Here is a 21,996-nt window from a genome sequence, read left to right as displayed (position 1 = left end):
TGCTCCTGATTGCTCACACACGGTCTTGGATAACACGCGAAACATTCAGAAGCAGTGAGCCGTGCGCGCCGGGATTCAGGCCCCAGCGCGCGCTTGCAGGCCCGTCAGAACGTCGGCCGGCTCATCTCCGACAGGAAGTGCTGCAGCACTTGCGGACGCATGATCAGCATGAACATCAAGCCGTAGGCCGCCCCGGCCAGGTGCGCGCTGTGGTTGACGCGGTCGCCGCCGCGGCGGTCCATCCAGATGCTGTAGGCCACGTAGAGGATGGCGAACAGGATCGCCGGCATCGGGATGACGAACACGAAGATCTTGGACCACGGTGCCAGCAGGATGAAGGCAAACAGCACCGCCGACACCGCGCCCGAAGCGCCCAGGCTCATGTAGTTGGGGTCCTTCTGGTGCTTGAGGTAGGTCGGCAGGATCGCCACCACCAGCGCCGAGAGATAGAACAGCGGGAACACCCACAGCGTGCCGGTCTGGTCTTCCATGAAGCCTTCGATCTGCCGGCCAAAAAAGAACAGGGTGAACATGTTGAAGAACAGGTGCATGAAGTCGGCATGGATGAAGCCATGCGTGACCAGGCGGTCGTACTGGTGCTTCTTGTCGATGGCCGGCGGCCACAGGATCAGCCGGTCGGCGATGCGGCGGTTGTTGAGGGCCAGCAGCGACACCACGGTGGTGACGGCGATGAGGATCAGAGTGAACATCGAAACCCTAGCAGTGAGCGTTGGAAGCCCGCCCGGTCAGGCGGTGCGGTAATTGTCCTGCATCGGATAGCGTCGTGCGTACCAGGCGAAGGCCAGCGTCGCCACCAGGGCGAAGCCGGCGAAGAAGAACATCAGGAAGGCGTTCTCGCTCAGGCCCGCACTGGTGATCTGGCGGGTGACCGCCTCGTTGCGCACGCCGGCATTGGTCAGCAGCACCCACAGGCTGCCGAAGGTGCTGGCCAGGTACCAGAAGGCCATGATCACGCCCTTCATCGCCGCCGGCGCCTGGCTGTAGGCGAACTCCAGCGCGGTGGCCGACAGCAGCACTTCGCCCAGGGTCAGCAAGGCATAGGGCACGATCTGCCAGGCCAGCGACACCGGCACGCCGCTGTCCATCTCCAGCTGCAGGCCGCCGGCGAACACCCAGGCCAGGCACGCCAGGCCGATGCCCACGCCCATGCGCCGCAGCGGCGTAGGTTCGATCCCGATCCGCCGCAGCAGCGGATATAGCACCAGATTGTTGAACGGGATCAGCAGCATCACCAGCAGCGGATTGAGCGCCTGCATCTGCGCGGCATCCTTGACCAGCCAGCTCGGCCACCAGGCCAGGTGGTGCGGAATCACCATCGCCTGGCCCTGCAGCACCCAGGTGGAAGCCTTCTGGTCGAACAGCGAAAAGAACGGCGTGGTCAGCGCGAACACGATCAGGATGCGCAGCACTGCACGCACGCCGTCGACCGCTTCACCCGGATGCAGCGCGCGGGCGCGCTCCAGTTGCAGGGAGGCACCCGCACCGCCAAAGGCGATCACCAATCCCAGCGCCAAGCAGGCCGACGCGACGAAGCCCAGCACCGGAATCGCCGCCAGCGCCCCCAGTGCCAACACCCCGCCAAGCCCAGCCACGATCAACCCCGGACGGCCCTGCCCCGGCGCACGCGCCAGCAGTGCCGAACGCACCACCTTGAGGAAAGCATGCGGATCGGCCGCGGCCGGCGGCACATGCACGTACCGCTTGCGCCCCAGCCAGAACACGATCGTGGCGATCAGCATCAACACGCCCGGCACACCGAAGGCCACCGCCGGCCCGTGGCTGCGCAGCAGGATCGGCGTCAGCAACGCGGCAAAGAACGAGCCGAAATTGATGATCCAGTAAAAGGCATCGAACACCATCCGGGCCAGATGCTTGTTGCTCTGGTCGAACTGGTCGCCGACGAAGGACACCACCAGCGGCTTGATCCCGCCCGAGCCCAGCGCGATCAGGAACAGCCCGGTGTAGAACCCCTGCCGGTGGTCCTCGAAGATCGCCAGGCACGCGTGTCCGGCGCAGTAGATCAGCGAGAACCACAGCACCGTGTTGTATTTGCCGAAGTAGCGGTCGGCCAGCCAGCCGCCCAGCAGCGGGAAGAAGTACACCCCGATGACGAAGCTGTGGAACACATCCTTGGCCATCGCCGCGCGATCGGCTTCCGGCGCATACAGCAGCAGGGTGCCGATCAGGAACGAGGTCAGGATATTGCGCATCCCGTAGAAGCTGAAGCGTTCGCAGCCTTCGTTGCCGATGATGAAAGGAATCTGGCGCGGCAAACGGGCCGCAGGCTGCAAGGCGTCGGTCATTACGGAACTTCGGACAGGAATCATCCAAGCCTACCCGAGCCCCGCCGCGACCTCGCTGACCACCCTGTCATCGATACGCGGCGCCATGTGTCTTTGGTCGACTCGGCGAAACCGCGTCGCGCTGGCATCATGTGCCGGCCTTGAAAACGATTACACGCTGATCCGGCTCCGCCAACGCCATCGCTCGCCCGCCGTCTTCTGCGGCAGGAAGCCTCGCCCCGCGACCAGGTCTCCACTGACTCCGATTCCATTCCTGGGAGGGAAACCGCATGTCCATCCACCCGATGCCCCTGGCCCTGCTGCTGGCCGTCTCCGCCGCCCTGCCTAACGCTGCACGTGCGCAGGAGGCCGCGCCCGCCGGCACCACGCCGGCCTGGATGGACCGCAGCCAGTCGCCCGACGCCCGCGCCAAGGCCTGGGTGCAGGCGCTGACCGAAGACGAAAAGTACCGCCTGCTGCGCACCGAGTTCGGCTTCGATTCCAACAAGGGCAAGCAGCCCCAGGGCAGCTACGGCGCGGCCGGCTACATGCCGCCGATCCCGCGCGTGGGCATCCCGGCGATCCAGGAATCCGACGCCGGCCAGGGCACCGCGCATCCGGGCGCCTCGGGCACCGGCTCGACCGCCCTGCCCGCCATGCTCGGCGTGGCCGCCAGCTGGGACCCGGCCATCGCCCGCGCTGGCGGCGAGATGATCGGCCGCCAGGCGCGGCAGAAAGGCTTCAACGTGCTGCTGGCCGGTGGCGTCAACCTGGTGCGCGACCCGCGCAACGGCCGCAACTTCGAATACGCCGGCGAAGATCCGCTGCTGGCCGGCGCCATCGTCGGCAACGCGATCGCCGGCGTGCAGTCCAACCATGTGGTGTCCACGCTCAAGCACTTCGCGATCAACGACCTGGAAACCCACCGCAACTTCCACAGCGCCGACATCGACGAGACCGCGCTGCGCGAATCGGACCTGCGCGCGTTCAAGATCGCCTACGACATCGGCCAGCCCGGCGCGGTGATGAGCGCCTACAACAAGGTCAACGGCACCTATGCCGGCGAACACGCCTGGCTGCTGACCACCGTGCTCAAGGGCGAATGGAAGTTCCCCGGTTATGTGATGAGCGACTGGGGCGGCGCGCACACCGCGGCCAAAGCGGCACTGGCCGGGCTGGACCAGCAGTCGGCCGGCGAGGTGTTCGACAAGCAGGTGTGGTTCGACAAGCCGCTGCGCGCGGCCGTGGCCAAGGGCGAAGTGCCGCAGGCGCGAATCGACGACATGGCCCAGCGCGTGCTGCGCACACTGATTGCCCACGGTGATGTGGACTACCCGATCAGCGTGCCGCAGACGGTGGATTTCGAGGGCGATGGCCGGGTGTCGCGCGACGCCGCCGAAGCCGGCGCGGTGCTGCTACGCAACCAGGGTGCGTTGCTGCCGCTGTCGAACAGCATCAAGGCGATTGCGGTCATCGGCGCCCATGCCGATGCCGGCGTGTGGAGCGGCGGCGGTTCGTCGATGGTGCGTCCGCCCGAAGGCAACGCCGTGCCCGATCTGGAGCCGACCGGCTGGCCAGGCCCGGTGATGATCCTGCCTGACTCGCCTTTGAAGGCATTGCGCGAGGCCGCACCGAACACCGAGATCACCTACAACGACGGCAAGGATCCAGCGGCCGCCGCTGCACTGGCGGCGAACTCCGAGGTCGTCATCGTCGTCGCCCAGCAGTGGGCCGCCGAGAGCCTGGACACGCCCAGCATGACCTTGAGCGACCACCAGGACGCGCTGATCGAAGCCGTGGCGAAGGCCAATCCGCGCACGGTCGTGGTGCTGCAGGCCGGCAATCCGGTGCGCCTGCCGTGGCTGTCGCAGGTGCAGTCGGTGCTGCAGGTGTGGTTCCCCGGCAGTCGCGGTGGCCAGGCCATCGCCCGCCTGCTGACCGGCCAGGCCGAGCCCGGCGGCCGCCTGCCGCTGAGCTGGCCGCAGAACGAAAGCCAGCTGCCGCGCCCGGTGATCGTCGGCTCAGGTGCGGGCAACAAGACCACCCCGGACTTGAACATCGACTACAACATCGAAGGCGCCGACGTCGGCTATCGCTGGTTCGCGCGCGAGGGCTACCGGCCGCTGTTCCCGTTCGGCTACGGCCTGGGCTACACCCGCTTCCGCTACGCAAACCTCAAGGTCAGCCAGGACGGCACGCAGCTGGTGGCCGAACTGGACGTCACCAACACCGGCGCCCGCGCCGGCCACGCGGTGCCGCAGCTCTACGCCAACGCGCCGGACGGCAGCCCGCTGCGCCTGATCGGCTTCGACAAGCTGGAACTGCAGCCCGGCGCCAGCCAGCACGTGCGCATCGCCATCCCGGCCGAGCGCCTGGCCCGCTACGACGCCAGCGCCAAGGCCTGGAAGGTCGCGGCCGGCACCTACAAGGTGTGGCTGGGCAGCGACGCGGCCACGCCGCTGGAAGCGATCACGCTGGCCCTGCCGGCGCAGACGCTGGAGTGATGAACCCCGTGGCGCCGGCCGACGCGGGCACCACGATCGGTTTCAACATCGCATCCGGTTGACCGATCGCCACAGCCCGACCCGTTTACAAGCGCGTGTCATCGGCCGACACTTCGGACCTCAACCTGAACAGGGGAAGCGCATGTCGCGTCGGGGATCGCGCACGCGTCCGTACCGGGGAACCAAGACCTGGAGCAGCGTGCTGGCCGCCGGCGCACTGGCGTTGGCTGCGTTCTGGTTCCAGGGGCCACATGGCAACACGCCTCATGAGGCTGGCCGACCGGGTACGGAAGCCCCTAGACCAACCGCGCCAAGCACCGCGAATCGCGGCGACGCCCTCCCGACATTTCTTCCCGCAGAAGCCCGCCAGACATTGGCCCTGATCGCCCGCGGCGGGCCGTTTGCGCATCCGCAGGACGGCGGCGTATTCGGCAATTACGAAGGCCACCTGCCCCAGCAGCCGCGTGGCTGGTATCACGAATACACCGTCGAGACGCCGGGGCTTGCGCACCGTGGCGCAAGGCGCATCATCACCGGCGGCACTCCGCCAAGCACGTACTGGTACACGGACGACCACTACGCCAGTTTCCGTCCCTTCCAGGTCTCCGGGCCATGAGCAGCCACGATCCGCATCTTGAAGATCCCGCCCACGCCGGCGTGTTCTTCGTCAGCGGGCAGGACCTGGACGTGCTGGCGGCATTCGCCTTCGATGCGCAGCTGCTGGTGCGGCGGGTGGACCTGATGGGTGCCCGCGACAAGCGCACCCTGCTGCTGCGGATGGCGGTGGCGCTGGATTTCCCGATGTCGTCGGGACGGAACTGGGACGGCCTGCTGGACAGCCTGCGCGACCTGGCCTGGCTGCCGGCGCCGGGCTACGTGCTGTTGCTGGAAGGCGCCGGCGAGCTGCACGTCCACAACGAGCCGGACTTCGACACGCTGGTGGCGATCCTGGACGAGGCCCAGCGTGCCTGGGGGGCGCGCGAGGTGCCGTTCTGGGCGTTCCTGGCGCTGCGCGACAAGGACATGGCCGAACTCGAAGACTGACACCGCGCTTCGCAGCCACGGCCGAAGCTGCGATCATGGCGGATGGAAGATTTCTCGACTCTGCCGCTGTCCGACGCGCTGCGGCGCGGCCTCGACGCCGCCGGCTATACCCAACCCACCGACATCCAGGTCCGCGCCCTGCCGCCGATCCTGGACGGCCGCGACGTCATCGCCCAGGCCCCGACCGGCAGCGGCAAGACCGCCGCCTTCGCCCTGGGCCTGCTCACGCGCATGGACACCAACCTGGTCAAGACCCAGGCGCTGGTGCTGTGCCCGACGCGCGAACTAGCCGACCAGGTGGCGCGTTCGATCCGGCGCCTGGCCGTGGGCCAGCCCAACCTCAAGGTCACCCTGATCTGCGGCGGCATGTCGCTGGAACCGCAGCTGGCCTCGCTGGAACACGACCCGCACGTCATCGTCGGCACGCCTGGCCGCGTGCAGGAGCTGATGCGCAAGAAGGCGCTGCACCTCAACGGCGTGCGCGTGCTGGTGCTGGACGAAGCCGACCGCATGCTCGACATGGGCTTCGAAGACCAGATCCGCGAAATCGTCGGCCGCACGCCCAAGGCCCGCCAGAGCCTGCTGTTCTCGGCGACCTGGCCCGACGCGATCCGCGCCATCGCCCAGGACAGCCTGAAGGAACCGGTCGAAGTCGCCTCCGATGAAGCCACCACCGCGCCGCCGGACATCCTGCAGCGCTTCTGCGAGGTGGAACCGGCGATGCGCCAGAAGGCGCTGGCCGGCCTGTTGCTGCAGCAGCGCGTCGAACCGGCGGTGGTGTTCTGCAACACGCGTAAGGACGTGGACGAGGTCGCCAACTCGCTGCAGGGCTTCGGCTTCTCGGCCCTGGCCCTGCACGGCGACATGGAACAGCGCGACCGCGAGGAAGTGCTGGTGCGCTTCACCGGCGGCAGCTGCAATGTGCTGGTCGCCAGCGACGTGGCCGCCCGCGGCCTGGACGTGGAGGACGTGGCGGCGGTGTTCAACTACGAGCTGCCGACCGATACCGACACCTACACCCACCGCATCGGCCGCACCGCGCGTGCCGGCCGCAGCGGCCTGGCCTTCAGCCTGGTCACCTCGCGCGAGCTGCCGCGTGCGCGTGCGCTGGAAGAACTGGCCAGCGCCCCGCTGGAATGGATGAAGACCCCGCTGGCCACCGGCCGACCACAGCAGCCACCGCGCGCACCGTTCGTGTCGCTGCGCGTGGACGGCGGCAAGAAGGACAAGCTGCGTCCGGGCGACATCCTCGGCGCACTGACCGGCGACGCCGGCCTGCCGGGCAGCGCGATCGGCAAGATCATCATCGGCCCGGTGCGCAGCTACGTCTCGATCAAGCACGCCCAGGCCGACAAGGCCGTGTCACGGCTGTCGACCGGCAAGATCAAGGGTCGCAGCTTCCGGGTGCGCGCGATCTGACGCGCGTTTTCCGCTGCGTAAAAACAGCGAAGCCGGGTCGCGAGACCCGGCTTCGTGCGTTTCAGGTCTGCACTGCTCAGGGATAGCGCAGCGTGGCCGTCAGCGGCAGGTCGGCCTGCCAGCGGCCGCGGCCACCGAGCGACTGCAGCTCGATCAGCACCGCCGCGCCTAGCACATCGCAACCGGCCTGGCGCGCCAGCGAGTGCGCCGCATGCAGCGTGCCGCCCGAGGCCAGCACGTCATCGACCAGCAGCACGCGCGTGCCGCTGGGCAAGGCATCGACCTGCATCTGCAGGGTGTCGGTGCCGTATTCCAGGCCGTATTCGACGGTCAGCACGTCACCCGGCAACTTGCCTGGCTTGCGCACCGGGACGAAGCCGCATTTCAGCGCTCGCGCCAGTGCCGCGCCCAGGATGAAGCCGCGCGACTCGATGCCCAACACCGCCTGCACGCCGGCCTCGCGCCAGGGCGCGGCCAGCGCGCCGGTGGCGGCGGCAAAGGCGGCAGCATCGGCCAGCATTGGGGTCACGTCCTTGAACAGGATCCCCGGCTTGGGGAAATCAGGCACATCGCGGATCAGACCCGCCCATTCGTTTTCGCCGGACATCAAGGTGCTCACGTACGTGGATGAACGTCGATCCTACTGCACCCGGCCGCCGCTGCCAGCCCATGTGGTCGCTTCGGTCATCAGGAACTGCACGACAGCATCGAGCAACCGGCCTTGGTGCGCGCCCAGTCCGGCCGTTTGCGCGCGAACCCCTCCCTGCCTGGCTGGTCGTCGTACGGTCGGCGCAACACCTCCAGCAGGTCGTGCACGCCACCCAGGTCGCCGGCGTGGGCGCGGTCGATCGCTTCCTGCGCCAGGTAGTTGCGTAGGACGTAACGCGGATTGGCCGCGCGCATGCGGGCGCGACGCGCGGATTCGTCGCCGTCCTGCGCACAGCGCAAGGCATAGCGCTGCAGCCATTGCCGGAAGGCATCGGCATGCGCGTGGTATTTGGCGTCGTCGTAGAACGCGTCATGCAGCGCATCGAGCGCTTCGGCACCTGGCGGGTCTTCGCCCAAGCCGCGGAAGAACAGCGCCATGTCCACTTCAGCCGCCCGCAGCAGGTTGCGCAGGTCGGCCATGAGGCTCAGGTCTTCCGCGCGGCATTCGGCCAATCCCAACTTGGCGGCGGTATTGATCTTGTCGGCGGCGGCATAGGCATCGGCGTAGCCCTGCAGCGCAGCCTGCAACGGCGCCGCATCGGTGAACAGCGGCGACAGCGCGCCCGCCAACCGGCTCAGGTTCCAGAACGCCACCTGCGGCTGCCAGCCGAAGCGATAGCGTCGCCCCTGTGCATCGGTGGTGTTGGGCGTCCAGTCCAGATCGAAGTCGTCGATCCAGCCGTACGGGCCGTAATCGATCGTCAGCCCGGTGATCGAGAGGTTGTCGGTGTTCATCACGCCATGCACGAACCCCACCCGCATCCAGTGCGCCATCAGCGTCGCGGTACGCGTGCAGACCTCGGCAAACCACGCCGCGTCGCGGGCCTCGCTCACAGGACCGTCCAGATGCGGGAAGTCACGCGAAATCGTGAAATCCACCAGCTGCCGCAACAAGGCGGTATCGCCGCGCGACGCCGGCAGCTCGAAATGCCCGAAGCGCAGGAACGACGGCGCGACCCGACACACCACCGCGCCCGGTTCCGGCGCGGCATGGCCGTCGTAGAACATGTCGCGGACCACGTCTTCGCCCGTGCCCAGCAGGCACAGCGCCCGCGTGGTCGGCACGCCCAGGTGCGCCATCGCCTCGCTGCACAGGAATTCGCGGATCGACGAGCGCAGCACCGCCCGGCCATCGGCGAAGCGCGAATACGGCGTCGGCCCCGCGCCCTTGAGCTGCAGCTCCTGGCGTGAACCATCGGCCGCGATCACCTCACCCAGCGAGATCGCCCGCCCATCGCCGAGTTGCCCGGCCCAGTTGCCGAACTGATGGCCGCCATAGTTCGTCGCATACGGCGCCATGCCCCGTAGCAACCCATTGCCGCCGAAGACCTGCGCGAACTGCGGATCGTCGATGTCCGGCGCCGTCAGACCCAGCTGATCGGCGACCTCGCGCGACCAGGCCAGGACACGCGGCGCCCTTACTGCGGTGGGCGTGACGCTGGACCAGAGCGCGCCCTGAACTTGGCGGACGTGCGGCCCGGTCAGCGGATCGCCAGGTAATTCCGCCAGCAGGCGGTTGTCGAAGTGCAGGTGCATGCGCACAGCCTACGCGTCGCTCGCCGAATGCGGTGCCAATGCTGGCGCACAGCAGCGTTGCGCAACGCCACTCTTGAAATCCAGGCATAAAAAAACGCCGGGACAAGCCCGGCGTCTTTCTCACACAGGTGACGCAGTGAGGCGGTCGGTTAGACGGCCTGCACCTGGTCAGCCTGCATGCCCTTCTGGCCCTGGACGGCCACGAAGGTGACAGCCTGGCCTTCCTTCAGCGACTTGAAGCCGTTGCCCTGGATCGCGCGGAAATGCACGAACAGGTCCGGGCCGCTCTGCGGGGTGATGAAGCCGAAGCCCTTGGCATCGTTGAACCACTTGACGGTGCCCGACTGGCGCGAGGAATCGTTCATTTTTACTACTCCTGAAAAACATTGATGGGTAATCGCAACCACGAAATATCGCAATTGAGACTGGGTTTGCAGGCGTAGGAAAAACGCAAACGATGTAGCCGATCTGTCGATCTACCGCATCAGGTCTCACGATTCACGGTGAGCCTGGCAAGCACAGTGGGCGCACCATACTCAGGTTGCTGGAAAAAAGCCAACACAATTCCAAGCCTGTTCATCCGGCTGGAAACGAAATCTCAAGCGTGTGCAAACATCTGTCGCGTAAATTCGAATTATTTCCATATAAATCAAATATTTGTATAAAGAAATTGCCATTTCCGGCCCTGCATTTCAAAGCCTGAAGCTGCTTTGAAAATGCCGCACTGCACCAGATGTCGGGTCGACAAAGGCCACGGACCGGGCCAACAGTTTCAGCGGATGCGCGAAATCGTCGGCCTCTTCCTGGTCGCTGGCCAGCGCCGGATACCAGGGATCGTGGCGAATCGGCGCGCCCAGTGCCGCCATATGGACGCGAAGCTGGTGCTTGCGGCCGGTGACCGGCTCCAGCCCGTAGCGCCAGTCGCCTGCACCCTGCTCGAGCACTTGGATGTGGGTCAGGCTGTTCGGCTCGCCGGGGACTTCTTCGGTGGTGAAGAACGGCTCGCCGCGTGCCAGCCGGGAGCGCCGCTCCATCGGGAACACCGCCTCCGGCAGCGCAGGCGCAAGCGCCTCGTAGCGCTTGGTGATCGCGTGCTCGCGGAATAGCGCCTGGTAGGCCGCACGTGACTGACGATTGACCGAGAACAGCACCAATCCGGCGGTCAGACGGTCGATCCGATGCAAAGGCACCAGATCCTGGCAGCCAGTCTTAAGCCGCAGCCGCGCCAGCAGCGTTTCATGCACGAAGCGGCCGGCAGGCACCACCGGCAGGAAATGCGGCTTGTCGGCCACCAGTAGATGCGCGTCGTGATGCAGCACCTGCTCGGTGAATGGAATCGGCGTCTCGTCCTCGACTTCGCGGAAATACACCAGCTCCAATCCGGCGCGCCACGGATGGTCCGCGGCCAGCGCCACGCCGTGCGGGTCCTGCACGCAGCCGCGCGCGAAGCGCGACGTCCACTGTTCTCGGGAGATGTGCGGAAAACGCGCGCACAAACCTTCCAGCAACGTCGCCCAAGGACCGGGCGGCAACTGCAACCGGCTTGCGACCGGCACTGGAGAATCGGGAGGCAACATGGCGGAAAACGCGGAATCTGCGCCTCGAAACAGGCGAACCCGTATCATGGTGCCTGTTTTTCATCGGGACCCGCATGGCTCTCTCCGCCACGATCCGCAAGGTCGAACTCCAGATCAGCGACCTGGACCGCAATCATTACGCCAGCCACACCCTCACCCTGGCCCAGCATCCTTCCGAAACCGACGAGCGCCTGATCGCCCGGCTGCTGGCCTTCGTGCTGCATGCCGACGAGCGCTTGGAGTTCGGCCGCGGCCTGAGCAACGAGGACGAACCCGACCTGTGGCGGCGCGACTACACCGGCCAGATCGAGCAGTGGATCGACCTGGGCCAGCCCGACGAGACGCGCCTGCGCAAGGCTGCGGGGCGCTCACGCGAGGTGGTGGTGGTCAACTACGCCGGCAACCCGGGCGATGTGTGGTGGCAGAAGAACGCCGCCTCGCTGCGCCGCATGAAGCAGCTCACCGTGATCGACCTGCCGCATGCGCAGATCAAGGAATTGGCCGAACGCATCCAGCGCACCATGCGCTTCGACGTGCTGGTGCAGGACGGCGAGACCCAGCTGATGGGCGACGACCTGCAGATGGTGCTGGTGCCCACCGTGCGGCATTCGCCACAGGGCTGAAGCGTGGTGTTCACCCATGACGTGCTGGTCATCGGCGGCGGTGCGGCCGGGCTGATGTGCGCGGCCACCGCGGCCGGCAATGGCCGCAACGTGCTGGTGATCGAACATGCCAACCGCGTCGGCAAGAAGATCCTGATGTCGGGCGGCGGGCGCTGCAATTTCACCAATACCGGCACCACGCCAGCGAACTACCTGTCGAGCAATCCGCATTTCTGCCGCTCGGCGCTGGCGCGCTACACGCCGCGCGACTTCATCGACCTGGTCGAAAAGCACCGCATCGCGTATCACGAGAAAGAGCTGGGCCAGCTGTTCTGCGACGACTCGTCCAAGCAGATCGTGGCGATGCTGCTGGCCGAATGCGCCCAGGCCGGCGCGCGCATCGCCACCAGCTGCAGCGTGGACCGCGTGCAACAGCAAGACACTGGGGGCTACGCGGTGCACACCTCGCAGGGCGTGTTCAGCGCGCCCTCGCTGGTGATCGCCAGCGGCGGCCTGTCGATCCCGTCGATGGGCGCCAGCGGCTTCGGCTTTGCGCTGGCCAAGCAGTTCGGTCACACCGTGCTGCCGACCCGCGCCGGATTGGTGCCCTTGACCCTGAGTGGACGCCCGCAGGAACAGTTGGCCGACCTGGCCGGCGTCGCCCTGCCCGTGCGCGCGACCAGCGGCAAGACCGCCTTCGAGAACGCAATGCTGGTAACCCATCGCGGGATCAGCGGCCCGGCGATCCTGCAGATTTCCTCGTACTGGCAGCCCGGCCAGCCGCTGCACCTGGACCTGCTGCCCGGCCGCGACGCGCTGGAGGTGCTGCAACAACAGCGCACTGAACGGCCCGCGGCCGAACTCAAGACCGTGTTGTCCGACCTGCTGCCGCGTCGCTTCGCCCTGCGGCTGTGCGAGCACTGGCTGCCGAACAGGCCGATGAAGCAGTTCAACGAACCGCAGCTGCGCCAGGCCGCCGACCTGCTGCGCGCCTGGCCACTGGTGGCCAGCGGCACCGAGGGCTACCGCACCGCCGAGGTCACGCTGGGCGGCGTGGAGACGCGTGAAATCTCGCAGGCCACGTTCGAGTCCAAGCGCGCGCCGGGCCTGCATTTCATCGGCGAAGTGCTGGACGTCACCGGCTGGTTGGGCGGCTACAACTTCCAGTGGGCGTGGGCGTCGGGACACGCCGCCGGGATGGCCGTCTAGACCAAAGCATTACTGCGGCGCAGCACGCCGATTTTGGCGTGCGTGGCATGATCGACGCACCGCAACACACCGCGTGATCCCCGTGCACCAACCGATCAAAGGCAAGGCCACGTCGCTGGATATCGCGCACCGCGCCGGCGTCTCCCAGCCCACCGTGTCGCGCGCCCTGCGCGGCAGCCCGATGGTCAACGAGGAAACGCGTCGGCGCATCCTGGCCATCGCCGAGGAACTGCATTACAAGGTCGACAAGAACGCCTCCAATCTGCGCACCCAGCACACCGGGACGCTGGCCCTGCTGTTCTTCGAAGACCCGACGCCGGACGAATCGGCGATCAATCCGTTCTTCCTGTCGATGCTCGGCTCGATCACCCGCGCCTGCGCGCTGCATGGCTACGACCTGCTGATTTCCTTCCAACAGCTTTCCAACGACTGGCAGGCCGATTACGAGGACAGCAAGAAGGCCGATGGCCTGATCCTGCTGGGCTACGGCGATTACCTGCAGTCGCGCGTGCGGTTGGAGCGGCTGCAGCAACAGGGCACGCGCTTCGTGCGCTGGGGCGCGGTGCTGCCTGGCCAGCCGGGCGTGTCTATCGGCTGCGACAACTTCCAGGGCGGGCACGACATCGCCGCGCACTTGATCGCGCAGGGGCGACAGCGCATCGCGTTCGTCGGCCATGCCTCGGCCCATTACCCCGAGTTCCAGGAGCGCCATCGCGGCGTGGTCGCGGCCTTGGCCGAGGCCGGCATCGCGGCCGATCCGGCCCTGCAGGTCGATGCGGAAACCAGCGAGCAATCCGGCTACGACGCGGCGCGCACCTTGCTGGAGCGAGGCGTGGCCTTCGATGCGCTGTTCGGCGCGAGCGACCTGATCGCCATCGGCGCGATGAAGGCGCTGCTGGAAGCCGGATGCCGGATCCCAGACGACGTGGCGGTGGCCGGTTTCGATGACATCCCGCTGGCCGGCTTCGTCGCGCCCGGCCTGTCCACCGTGCAGCAGGACACGCGGCAGGCCGGCATGCTGCTGGTGGACACCCTGCTGCAGCTGATCCACGGGCAGCCGGTGGAGAGCCAGACGATCCCGGTGAAGCTGGCCCTGCGGGGTTCGACGCGCTGCCGTTGAACGACACATCAGGCATGAAACAACGAAGGCGCCCGAGGGCGCCTTCCTGCTTTCTGGCGAACACCACGCTCAGTCGCGCAGCCGATGGCCCATGTCTTCGGCCAGGCGCCCGCGCAGGGCCGCGTTGTCCAGCGGCTGGTCGTAGAACAGCACCCGCACGCCGTGCGCCGGCACTTCGATCCGCGCCGCTTCGGCCACCTGCACCGTGGATGCATCGAAACCATCGCGCCACACGCCGGGCTGCAGCAGCTTGTCCAGCATGACCGTCGACGCGGCATCGGCCTTGTTGAGCAGGACCAAGGCGGTTTGCGCTTTGCCGTCGTGCTCATACACGCGGTAAAACGCGGCGGTGTCGCCCTTCATCGCCAGATTGAGCTGCAGCCCGCGTTGCAGGGCGATCGAATCGCGACGCAGGTTGGCGATGCGCTTGAGGTTGCGATAGATCGCGCTGTCGTTCGCCGCGTTGACGCGTTCCTGCCCGTAATAGTTGCGGTTGCCGGCGTGTTCAGCCGCGCCACGCATGAAGCCGGTTTCCGAACCGTAGTACACGGCCGGAATGCCGCGCGCGGTAAACAGCCAGTTGTGTGCGTCGATGAAGCCGTTGTCACTGGCATCCAGGCGCGCCATGTCGTGGTTGTCGTAGAAGGTGACCAGGTCGTACGGATTGGCGTACGGGCCGTCTTCCAGATACAGCGTGCGCTCCAGCTCATCAAAGCCGCCGCCGTCCTTGCCGAACACCTTGGACAGCTTCCCGCGCTGCGGGAAGTCCAGCACGCTGTAGTGGCCGTTGCGATCCAGCGTATGCCCGGCGATGAACGCCGCGTCGTAATCGAAGGCCTCGCCGAACATGAAGAAGCCCGGCCGCTTGGCACGGATGCGATCGGCGAATTTCTTCCAGAAGCTGTGCGGCATCCAGCCGATGGTGTCCACGCGGAACGCCGCGGCGCCCTGGTCGATCCACTGCGAGTAAGCGCCGACCAGATACTCCAGCACCGCCGGATTGTCCTCGGCCAGGTCCGACAGCTCGGCCAGGCCGCCGCCAGTGTTGTAGAACGCGTGCATCGGGGTGTGCTGCGGATCGAGCTTGGCCGGGTCGAGGTTCTGGTGGTCGGCCAGCTTGTGGCCGTCCTTGTCGAAGAGCTGGCCGAACTTGGGCTGCGCCTTGGGCATCGAGAACGCGGGCGAGCCGTGATTGGCGACGATATCCAGCACCACGTCCAGCTGCTGGCCCTTCATGGCCTTGGTGAAGCCGGCGAAATCCAAACCCTTGCTGGGCAGGTGCTCATCCAGCTTGTAGAAGTTCACACCCCAGTAGCCGTGGTAACCGGTCTTGCCCTGGTCAGTCAGCGAACTGCCCCAGCTCACCGGCTTGCCGCCGGTGAAGGCCTCGTCCGGGTTGTCCACGATCGGCGTCACCCACACTGCACTGAAGCCCATGTCGCGGATGTAGCCGGCGTTGTCGACGATGCCTTTGAAGTCGCCGCCGAGGTAGCCGATGTTGTCGCTCTGCCCCGCTGGCGCGCCCGGCGTGGGGATGTCGAAGGTGCGGTGTTTGCCGCCCTGATTGCGATGGTCGTTGGACGGATCGCCGTTGACGAAGCGGTCGGTCACCACGAAATAGATCGACTCGCTGGCGAAGGGTTCGAGCGTGCCGTACAGGTCGTCGACTGGCGTCTGCTGCGCGTGGGCGGGCAGCGCCAGGATCGTGGCCAGCGCCAGTAGCGAGATCGGGAAACATTTCATGCGTGGGATTCCAGGCGGGGTTCGCGGACGCGCAGCGTGCACAGGCCGGCCACGACCAGGCTCAGGCCACCGACGGCCAGCGCGTTGATCGGCGCGCCGCCCAGCACGGTCTTGACCAGCAGGCCCAGGATCGAGGCGGCCACCAGCTGCGGGATGACGATGAAGAAATTGAAGATGCCCATGTACAGGCCCATCTTCTGCGCCGGCACGCTGTCGGACAGCAGCGCGTAAGGCAAGGACAGGATCGACGCCCAGGCGAAGCCCACGCCGGCCATCGACAGCAGCAGCCAGTGCGGATCGCGGAAGACCAGGAAGGACAGGAACCCTGCCCCGCCCAGGCACAGGTTGAGCAGGTGGCTCCAGCGCAATCCGATCGCACGCACCATCCACGGGATCACGATCGCGGCCAGCGCAGCGAAGCCGTTGTAGGCGGCGAAAAGCACGCCGACCCAGTTCGCGCCCTCGTTGTAGGCGATCGAGGTCGTATCGCTGGTGCCGAAGTGGGTGCTGGTCACCGCATCGGTGGTGTAGATCCACATCGCGAACAGCGCAAACCAAGAGAAGAACTGCACCAGCGCCAGCTTGCGCATCGTCGTGGGCATGTCCATCAGGTCGTCGACGATGGCGGCATACATGCCGCCGCGCGCGTAGCGCCGGCCGAGCAGCAGCGCGCCACACACCGCCGCGCCGCCGCCCAGTACGTAGAGCTGCTTGTCCAGGCCGAACACGGCGACCAGCGCACAGCCGGCCAGGCCCAGCACCAGGGCGGCCATCCCGATGCGCACGCGCACGGCAGCATTGACGGGCGACCCCGTGCGTTCGATCTCCGCCGAGGGCGCTTCGAGCTCGCCCGCCAGCTGGCCCGGCGGGTCCTCGCGCGTGGTGAAGACCGTCCACAGGATGGTCAGCAGCAGCACCGCGCCGCCGAAGTAGAACGCGTAACGCACCGTGTCCGGCACCTCGCCCGGGCCGGCAGTATTGGCCACGCCGAAGTGCGCCAGCAGCCACGGCAGCAGACTCGCCACCACCGAACCTACGCCGATGAAGAAGCTCTGCATCGCATAGCCCGAGGCGCGCTGGCGCGTGGGCAACAGGTCGCCGACGAAGGCGCGGAACGGCTCCATCGAGATGTTGATCGAGGCATCCAGCACCCACAGCAGGCCCGCGGCGATCCACAGCGCCGGCGAATGCGGCATCGCCAGCAGCGCCAGCGTGGCCAGCACCGCACCGACCAGGAAGTACGGCCGGCGCCGGCCCAGCCCGGTCCAGGTGCGATCGGACAGGTAGCCGACGATGGGCTGCACGATCAGTCCGGTCAGCGGCGCAGCCATCCACAGCACGGGAATGTCGTCCACCGACGCGCCGAGGGTGTGGAAGATGCGGCTGACATTGGCGTTCTGCAGGGCGAAGCCGAACTGGATGCCAAGGAAGCCGAAGCACATGTTCCAGATCTGCCAGAACGACAGGGTGCGGGTACGGGTCATGACGCGTGGAGTTCCCCTTGCGACGGCGCGCCTGGCGTCTTGGACAAGGCCAGCGGGTCGCGTGCCGACATGGTGACGGTTGGCGTCGCGGTTTCCATGCTGCAGTGCAAACAACGTCGCATTGCCCGAAGCGCACCGCGACGACCGCAACGCGCCGATGCAATTGCGCACGAAACCGCCTGATTCAAGGCGTTTCTCGCTGCGGATGAAGCATCGAAGGTCCCCTTGCGATACCGATCTTCGACCGCGCACGCGACCACGCGCTGCATACGTATTCATGGCCGCACATGACCTTGGGACCGCGACGACCGCAGGCCCGCATGGAATAGTGGCGCCCGCTTCGGCCAGCGCGCTTCGTCCACGCGCGCGGCCAGATCTATCGGGGAACGGCAATGAACAACTGGTGGCGCGGCGCGGTGATCTATCAGGTCTATCCGCGCAGCTTCAAGGACACCAATGGCGATGGCGTGGGCGACCTGCCCGGCATCGTCGAGGGGCTCGACTACATCGCCGCGCTGGGCGTGGACGCGATCTGGATCTCGCCGTTCTTCAAGTCGCCGATGGCCGACTTCGGCTACGACATCGCCGACTACCGCGATGTCGATCCGCTGTTTGGCACGCTGGCCGATTTCGATGCGCTGCTGGCCAAGGCGCACGGCCTGGGCATCAAGGTCATGATCGACCAGGTGCTGAGCCATTGTTCGGACCAGCACGCCTGGTTCCAGGAAAGCCGCCAGAGCCGCGACAACCCCAAGGCCGACTGGTACGTGTGGGCCGATCCGCAGGAGGACGGCACTCCGCCCAACAACTGGATGTCACTGTTCGGCGGCGTGGCCTGGCGCTGGGAACCGCGGCGCGAGCAGTACTACCTGCACAACTTCCTGGGCGCGCAGCCGGACCTGAACTTCCACAACCCGGCGGTGCAGCAGGCGACGCTGGACAACGTGCAGTTCTGGCTGGACCGCGGCGTGGACGGCATGCGCCTGGACGCGATCAATTTCTGCTTCCACGACGCGCAGCTGCGCGACAACCCGCCCAAGCCCAAGGACAAGCGCGTGGGCCGCGGCTTCAGCCCGGACAACCCTTACGCCTACCAGTACCACTACTACAACAACACGCGCCCGGAGATGCTGCCGTTCCTGGAGCAGCTGCGCGCGTTGATGGACCGCTATCCGGACGTGGCGGCGCTGGGCGAAATCTCCTCGGAGGATTCGCTGGCCACCACCGCCGAATACACCGGCAAGACGCGTCTGCACATGGGCTACAGCTTCGAGCTGCTGGTCGATGACTTCAGCGCGGCCTACATCCGCGAGACTGTCTCGCGGCTGGAAACGGCGATGGGCGACGGCTGGCCGTGCTGGGCGATCAGCAACCACGACGTGCCGCGTGCGGTCTCGCGCTGGGGCGGCGCCGGCGATGACGCCTTTGCCGCGCAGCTGGTGGCGATGGTGTGCTCGCTGCGCGGCTCGGTGTGCCTGTACCAGGGCGAGGAACTGGGCCTGAGCGAGGCCGAGGTGCCGTTCGAGCTGCTGCAGGATCCGTACGGCAAGACCTTCTGGCCCAACTTCAAGGGCCGCGACGGCTGCCGCACGCCGCTGCCGTGGCGCGATGCCGACGCCGGCGGTTTCAGCAGCGGCCAGCCGTGGCTGCCGGTGCCGGCCGAACATCGCGCGCGCAATGTCGCCGCGCAGGAAGCCGATACGGACTCGGTGCTGCAACACGTGCGCCGCTTCCTGGCCTGGCGGCGCCAATACACCGCGCTGGTCGAGGGCGAGATCACCTTCTTGCCCACCGACGAACCGGTGCTGGCGTTCCTGCGCGAGCACGACGGACAGCGCCTGCTGGTGGTGTTCAACCTGTCGGCACAATCGCACGCCTGGACGCTGCCGGAAGGCTTCGCCGCGACAGCGCTTGACGGTCACGGCCTGTCGGCCGCGACGCTGGACCACCGCATGCTGGACCTGCCCGCGCGCGGTAGCTGGTTCGCCACACTGGCGTGATGGGCGTGCGCGCCACGGCCAGGCTGGCCGGGCTGCTGCTGGCGGTGCACCTGGCCGCGCCAGCGCGGGCAGATGCACGGTCCGATTGCGACGGCCCCGCGTTCGCGCGCGTGCTGCAACCGAGCACGCAACCGGCCATCGACAAGACCGCCAGCGCGTACTGGCTGGATGCCGCGCACCTGCGATGGCCCGGCCATCCGCAGGAGGCGCGTTACGCGTTGTTCGTCGCCGACGCGCCAACCTTGAAGTTGGAAGGCGACCGCCTGCTCGGCGCGGATCGCCGCATCGCGTTGCAGCGCTTCGACGCGCCGCTGACCGATGACCTTACCCAGCGGTTCGGCTTCATCGGGGCCGGCGCCACGCTGGCGCTACCACCCGCTATACAGGTCGAGCTCGACACGCTGCTGCAGGGCCAGGTCGTCCTCGCGCAGCTCGATGCCAACGGCCGCGTGATCGATCACACCGCCCTGCAGTTGCCCGGTGCGCTGGATGATCGCTATGCCGCGGCCGCACAAGTCCCGCTGGGCGCGACGCTCACCGCCAACGCCACGCAGTTCGCGCTGTGGGCACCGACCGCGCGCGCGGTGCAGCTGTGCCTGTATCACGACGACGCCAGCGATGCGTTCGAGATGCAGCCGATGACGCGCGATGCTGCTACGGGCGTGTGGCAGCGCCACTTTGCCGGCAGGCGCGGTGGCACGTTCTATCGTTTTCTGGTGGACGTGTTCGTGCCCGGCACCGGGCTGGTGCGCAATCGGGTCAGTGATCCCTACGCCGTCAGCCTGGGCGTGAATGGCGAACGCAGCGTCGTGCTCGATCTGGATGACCCCGCACTCGCCTCGCCGGGCTGGCGGCAGCAGTCGCGCCCGCCGGCGGCGGACGACAACAGCCAGTTGTCGATCTACGAGCTGCATGTGCGTGATTTTTCGCGCGACGATGCCAGCGTGCCGGCCGCGCACCGCGGCAAGTACCTCGCGTTCACCGACACGAGCAGCGACGGGATGCACCATCTGGCCGCGCTGGCGCAGGCCGGCCTGACCGATGTGCATCTGCTGCCCGCGTTCGATTTCGCCAGCGTGCCGGAAGCCGGCTGCGTCACGCCGCAGATTCCGCAGACGCCCACCGATAGCCAACTGCAGCAGGCCGCCGTGATGGCCAGCGCCGCACGCGACTGCTTCAACTGGGGCTACGACCCGCTGCACTTCGGTGCGCCGGAAGGCAGCTATGCCAGCGACGCGGCCGATGGCACGCGACGCGTGATCGAGTTCCGGCAGATGGTGATGGCGCTGCACGCGCTGGGGCTGCGCGTGGGCATGGACGTGGTCTACAACCACACCTCGGCCTCGGGCCAGCAGGCGTCGTCCGTGCTGGACCGGATCGTGCCTGGCTACTACCAGCGACTGGATGCCCAGGGCCGCGTCGCCACCTCCACCTGCTGCGCCAACACCGCGACCGAACACCGGATGATGGCGCGGCTGATGATCGACACCGCCGTGCGCTGGGCACGCGACTACCGCGTCGACGGGTTCCGCTTCGACCTGATGGGCCACCAGCCGCGCGCCGCGATGGAGGCCTTGCAGCGCGCCGTCGATGCGGCAGCCGGGCGCCACATTCCGCTGCTCGGCGAAGGCTGGAACTTCGGCGAGATCGTCGATGGCGCGCGCTTCGTCCAGGCCGCACAGGGGCGTCTTGGCGGCACCGGCATCGGCACGTTCTCCGACCGTGCACGCGATGCGATCCGCGGCGGGACACCGGGCGATCGCGGCGACGCGCTGCGCGACAACGTTGGCTGGCTCAACGCCGACTGGCGACGCGACGCCGATTCACCTGCCCTCGCCCATGCCGCCGACCTGCTCAGGCTCGGCCTGGCCGGCACGCTGGTCGACTTTCCCGTGCCCACGCACGACGCGCGCACGGTGCGTGGCGATGCGCTGGACTATCGCGGCCAGCCAGCCGGCTATGCGACCGCGCCGGGCGAGGTCGTCAATTACGTCGAGAACCACGACAACCACACCCTGTTCGATATCGACGCGCTGCGTGCGCCAGACGGCACTACCGCGATGGACCTGGCGCGCATGCAGGCGCTGGGATTGGCGACCGTCGCCTTCAGCCAGGGCGCGGCGTATTTCCATGCAGGCGGCGAACGACTGCGCTCCAAGTCACTGGACCGCAACAGCTTCGATTCGGGCGATGCGTTCAACCGGCTGACGTGGACGGGGGCCGACAATGGCTTCGTCCACGGCCTGCCGCCGGCGCCGGACAACCAGGCCGACTGGCCGCTGCTGGCGCCCAAGCTCGCCGATCCCAACTTGAAGCCAGGCGCTGCGGAGATCGCGTTTGCCAGCGCGCGCTTTGAGGACTGGCTGCGCATCCGTGCCAGCTCATCGCTGTTTCGCCTGCGTACCGCCGACGAGGTCCGCGCGCGCCTGCGGTTTCCCGCCCTGTCGGGCGATACCGCGGCGTGCGTCGTCGTGGGCCATCTACACGGCGGTGAACTCGACGGACAGCGCATCGGCAACGATGGCTTCGCCGAAGTGCTTTACCTGTTCAATGCCTGCCCGGATGCGCGCGCCCCCGTGGTCGCCGACGCGCGTGGCAAGCCTTACGTGCTGCATCCGGTGCAACGCGAGACGCGCCCACGCGCCGATCCACAGCTGGCCCAGGCCCGTTTCGACCGCACCACCGGGCGCTTCACCCTGCCCGGCCGCAGCGCCGTGGTCTATGTGATCGAACGCGCCCGCCAATAG

At 67.2% G+C, this 21,996-nt stretch carries 16 protein-coding genes and 1 pseudogene; 9 read left to right on the top strand and 8 right to left on the bottom strand.

Annotated elements, in window-relative coordinates; translation table 11 throughout:
* Positions 1–104: 104 nt before the first annotated feature.
* A complete protein-coding gene (locus tag BMZ17_RS13610) occupies positions 105–710 on the bottom strand; it encodes a rhomboid family intramembrane serine protease (protein WP_093139082.1) in 606 nt (201 codons plus the stop codon).
* Positions 711–746: 36 nt separating this feature from the next.
* The gene (locus BMZ17_RS13605; RefSeq protein WP_093139081.1) at positions 747–2,324 is read right to left on the bottom strand and encodes a POT-type proton-dependent oligopeptide transporter; all 1,578 of its coding nucleotides are present in this window, start codon (positions 2,322–2,324) and stop codon (positions 747–749) included.
* Positions 2,325–2,593: 269 nt separating this feature from the next.
* Between BMZ17_RS13605 and BMZ17_RS13600 the strand changes: the two genes are divergently transcribed.
* The 4 genes and pseudogenes from BMZ17_RS13600 (at position 2,594) to dbpA (ending at position 7,270) form a co-directional block, all read left to right on the top strand.
* The gene (locus BMZ17_RS13600) at positions 2,594–4,807 is read left to right on the top strand and encodes a beta-glucosidase family protein (protein WP_093139080.1); all 2,214 of its coding nucleotides are present in this window, start codon (positions 2,594–2,596) and stop codon (positions 4,805–4,807) included.
* Positions 4,808–5,114: 307 nt separating this feature from the next.
* A pseudogene (locus tag BMZ17_RS13595) lies at positions 5,115–5,423 on the top strand (ribonuclease domain-containing protein); the annotation flags it as partial.
* Complete coding sequence (locus BMZ17_RS13590; RefSeq protein WP_093139078.1) at positions 5,420–5,851, top strand: barstar family protein; 432 nt, start codon at positions 5,420–5,422, stop codon at positions 5,849–5,851. The pseudogene BMZ17_RS13595 and the gene BMZ17_RS13590, both read left to right, overlap by 4 nt.
* Positions 5,852–5,893: 42 nt before the next feature.
* On the top strand, positions 5,894–7,270 hold the full coding sequence (gene dbpA / locus BMZ17_RS13585; RefSeq protein WP_093139077.1) for an ATP-dependent RNA helicase DbpA: 1,377 nt from the start codon (positions 5,894–5,896) through the stop codon (positions 7,268–7,270).
* A gap of 76 nt (positions 7,271–7,346) precedes the next feature.
* Here the strand turns inward: dbpA and BMZ17_RS13580 are convergent, their stop codons facing one another.
* The 4 genes from BMZ17_RS13580 to BMZ17_RS13565 all read right to left on the bottom strand — a co-directional run bounded on the left by BMZ17_RS13580 (position 7,347) and on the right by BMZ17_RS13565 (position 11,091).
* A complete protein-coding gene (locus tag BMZ17_RS13580; RefSeq protein WP_093139076.1) occupies positions 7,347–7,877 on the bottom strand; it encodes an adenine phosphoribosyltransferase in 531 nt (176 codons plus the stop codon).
* Between the two features lie 80 nt (positions 7,878–7,957).
* Positions 7,958–9,514: a protein adenylyltransferase SelO gene (locus tag BMZ17_RS13575; RefSeq protein WP_093139075.1), complete on the bottom strand. Its 1,557-nt coding sequence runs from the start codon at positions 9,512–9,514 to the stop codon at positions 7,958–7,960.
* A 149-nt stretch (positions 9,515–9,663) separates the two neighbouring features.
* Positions 9,664–9,879 carry a cold-shock protein gene (locus BMZ17_RS13570; protein ID WP_093139074.1) on the bottom strand — a complete coding sequence of 72 codons (216 nt, stop codon included), beginning with the start codon at positions 9,877–9,879 and terminating at the stop codon, positions 9,664–9,666.
* Positions 9,880–10,206: 327 nt separating this feature from the next.
* On the bottom strand, positions 10,207–11,091 hold the full coding sequence (locus tag BMZ17_RS13565; protein ID WP_093139073.1) for a pseudouridine synthase: 885 nt from the start codon (positions 11,089–11,091) through the stop codon (positions 10,207–10,209).
* A gap of 74 nt (positions 11,092–11,165) precedes the next feature.
* On the opposite strand from BMZ17_RS13565, the gene BMZ17_RS13560 reads away from it, so the two are divergent.
* The 3 genes from BMZ17_RS13560 to BMZ17_RS13550 all read left to right on the top strand — a co-directional run bounded on the left by BMZ17_RS13560 (position 11,166) and on the right by BMZ17_RS13550 (position 14,022).
* Entirely contained in the window at positions 11,166–11,714 is a 549-nt protein-coding gene (locus BMZ17_RS13560) for a YaeQ family protein (RefSeq protein WP_093139072.1), read from the top strand.
* A gap of 3 nt (positions 11,715–11,717) precedes the next feature.
* The gene (locus tag BMZ17_RS13555) at positions 11,718–12,902 is read left to right on the top strand and encodes a BaiN/RdsA family NAD(P)/FAD-dependent oxidoreductase (protein WP_256371055.1); all 1,185 of its coding nucleotides are present in this window, start codon (positions 11,718–11,720) and stop codon (positions 12,900–12,902) included.
* An 82-nt stretch (positions 12,903–12,984) separates the two neighbouring features.
* On the top strand, positions 12,985–14,022 hold the full coding sequence (locus BMZ17_RS13550; RefSeq protein WP_254775298.1) for a LacI family DNA-binding transcriptional regulator: 1,038 nt from the start codon (positions 12,985–12,987) through the stop codon (positions 14,020–14,022).
* A gap of 69 nt (positions 14,023–14,091) precedes the next feature.
* Here BMZ17_RS13550 and BMZ17_RS13545 read toward each other — a convergent pair whose 3' ends face one another.
* Positions 14,092–15,765, bottom strand: a complete 1,674-nt coding sequence (locus tag BMZ17_RS13545) for an alpha-amylase family glycosyl hydrolase (protein WP_093139071.1) — start codon at positions 15,763–15,765, stop codon at positions 14,092–14,094.
* Entirely contained in the window at positions 15,762–17,249 is a 1,488-nt protein-coding gene (locus tag BMZ17_RS13540) for an MFS transporter (RefSeq protein WP_093139070.1), read from the bottom strand. Before BMZ17_RS13540 ends, BMZ17_RS13545 begins: the two co-directional genes overlap by 4 nt.
* A 392-nt stretch (positions 17,250–17,641) precedes the next feature.
* Between BMZ17_RS13540 and BMZ17_RS13535 the strand changes: the two genes are divergently transcribed.
* Both BMZ17_RS13535 and BMZ17_RS13530 read left to right on the top strand, forming a co-directional pair.
* A complete protein-coding gene (locus BMZ17_RS13535; protein WP_093139069.1) occupies positions 17,642–19,249 on the top strand; it encodes an alpha-glucosidase family protein in 1,608 nt (535 codons plus the stop codon).
* 5 nt (positions 19,250–19,254) lie between these two features.
* Positions 19,255–21,996, top strand: coding sequence for an alpha-1,6-glucosidase domain-containing protein (locus BMZ17_RS13530; protein WP_254775297.1), 2,742 nt, complete (start codon positions 19,255–19,257; stop codon positions 21,994–21,996).

The organism is Pseudoxanthomonas sp. GM95 (assembly GCF_900109775.1).
GTDB lineage: Bacteria > Pseudomonadota > Gammaproteobacteria > Xanthomonadales > Xanthomonadaceae > Pseudoxanthomonas_A.
Note: the sequence above shows the minus strand (reverse complement) of the source record. Positions and strands in the feature narration are given on the sequence as shown.